The organism is Bacillota bacterium (genome assembly GCA_040754675.1).
Taxonomy (GTDB): domain Bacteria; phylum Bacillota; class Limnochordia; order Limnochordales; family Geochordaceae; genus Geochorda.
Genome location: JBFMCJ010000663.1, coordinates 1 through 2092 on the forward strand (window position 1 = coordinate 1; position 2092 = coordinate 2092).

Annotated in this window: 2 protein-coding genes; both read left to right on the forward strand. The window is 61.1% G+C overall.

Annotation, left to right across the window (positions count from 1 at the left end):
- Positions 1-20 precede the first annotated feature (20 nt).
- Positions 21-371 (forward strand): SPASM domain-containing protein, encoded by a 351-nt coding sequence (locus AB1609_22240; protein ID MEW6049154.1) that lies wholly within the window; start codon positions 21-23, stop codon positions 369-371.
- Entirely contained in the window at positions 368-1591 is a 1224-nt protein-coding gene (locus AB1609_22245; GenBank protein ID MEW6049155.1) for a uracil-DNA glycosylase family protein, read from the forward strand. Before AB1609_22240 ends, AB1609_22245 begins: the two co-directional genes overlap by 4 nt.
- Positions 1592-2092 lie beyond the last annotated feature (501 nt).

Genomic DNA, 2092 nt, shown 5'->3' on the forward strand with positions numbered 1-2092 from the left:
GGGCTTCGTGGGGACCCCTAATGCTGGAGGGGAAGTCGTGCACCACGGCGCTCACTAAGCTGGTGATACTTCCTGACCTGCGGGTGCAGCCGTGCGACGGGTTCAAATGGGCAAAGGCGGAAGATGTCGTGGGGTCCTTAATGCTATCCTCATTGCGGGGTTCTTCGCTGCGTGATTGCTGGGAGCGTTCTCCGTTCCTGAGCCTCGTTCGCGCTCAGTTGAACTCAGCTCACGTGGAGCCCTGCTCCTCGTGTCAGCTCCTCGATAGATGCCGTTCCGGGTGCCTTGCCCAAAAGACGCTCGCACGCGGCGCCTTGACTGGAGGTCCGGATCCGATGTGCCTGGTTGGGGAAGGGGGGTCGATGCCGTGACGGGCGTCTCCTCGGTCTTTCAAAGGGCGCAGCTGTTCGATGACTTGTGTCAAGCTGCTGTCGCCTGCAACTTGTGTGAACGGCTCTGGCAACGCACCAAGGTACTGTCCAAGAACAACGGGAACCTGTGGTCCAAGGTGTTGTTCGTCGCCGAAGCTCCCGGACGGTTGGGGGCCGATCGGACGGGCGTTCCGCTCTATGGTGACCAGGCGGGCCGCAACTTTGAGATGCTTCTAGGCAACATTGGCTGGGATCGCAGTGACGTATTTATCACCAACGCTCTCCTTTGTAACCCGCGAGATGACGCCGGGAGGAACGATACGCCTACGCTCGCAGAACTGAAGAACTGCAGCTACTTCCTCGCGATGACGATCGAGCTGGTGGCTCCCGAAGTGGTTGTGCCGATGGGCACCACTGCCCTCCGCGCCATTGCCCTCATCAAGCCGCACCCGTATCGGCTCCCCGACCATGTCGCGCAGCCGTTGCCGTGGGCAGGACGGATCCTTGTGCCCATGTATCATCCTGGCCCTCGGGCCCTCGTCCACCGAAGCCTTGTTAAGCAGAGGTCCGACTTCATGGCCCTCGCGAAAACCGTTCACCCTCGAAAGGGGCTCTTGGACCGTAACGCCATGACTCGGCCTCGTGTCCGCCAAATTGATCAACAATCTGCCACGCCAATGCAGCGCCTCATTCTGGCGATCGTTCAAGAGATGGGGCAGGTAGCGTACTTCAAACTCGTCAAGCTTCTCTACCTAGCTGACCTGATTGCCCTGGAGAAGCTCGGTCGCACCCTGACAGGCGAGGTCTACCTGCGCCAGGTTGACGGGCCATGGCCACCAGGGTGTCAGGCAGCGGTGAGGTCAATGAGCGGCTTCGAAATAGCGTGGGAACGTTCGGGGGGTACTCCGATAGTTCTTGAGGGGCCTGCCCCCCGGTTTCACCCTACCTTGTCTGACGCCGAGATGGCGGTCCTGGTGGAGGTCCTCGGCAAATACGGTCGCCTCAGCAACCGACTTATCAAAACGGCCGTATATCGCACAGGTCCGATGCGCTACGTCCTCGAGCAGGAGGCCCTCGGACGCGACATGCGGCGGGTTCCCATTATCAGTAAGAATGGGCTTTGTTCGGAGGTCGAGGGAGCTTACCCTTCAAGCGGCGGTGCGGTTGACGGTGAGGCTCGGCATGGTAGGGACGCGGACCGGAACGAGGACTTCTTGTAGTACGAGTCGGCAAGGGGTGGCCAACCTGTATTTGTGGAGAGGCGGGAACGCGGGGACGCGACACGGCTGAGGTGGTCAGCAGGGCCGGAGCACCGCCGAGTTGCGGCGGTGGATACCGTGAGCGGGAGGACCTTGGACTCGACCCATCGGTGATGGCCAAGAAGTGCTGGGGCCCGCGCCTGAAGGTTTTACCGCGGTTCCGGCGTAGTCGGGCTCTCAAAGAAGAGTGCTCTGCAACGCATGTCGCAGAGTCTTCTCCTGGGCCGAAACAAATGCCTCGAAATCGTCGTGCATCGGCCTCGTAGGCCTGCCGTCATATGAGGTGGCTTCGTGCGCGGCGCCCAACTTGACCTCGTCGTGGCCGTGGCCGGCCAAGTACTTTCGCGGGAATCCCGAAGGCTGGTTATACCTGTCGTTTGGTGGAGATGAAACGTGCGGTCCGCAGGGTGTCCCTGGGCGTACTCGGAGCGCGGGAAGAGTGGTCAACCTGGCGCTGGTGAA

Excerpts from the sequence above, each read along its gene's own strand:
- AB1609_22240 (MEW6049154.1), top strand. The coding sequence starts at position 21 with ATGCTGGAGGGGAAGTCGTGCACCACGGCGCTCACTAAGCTGGTGATA.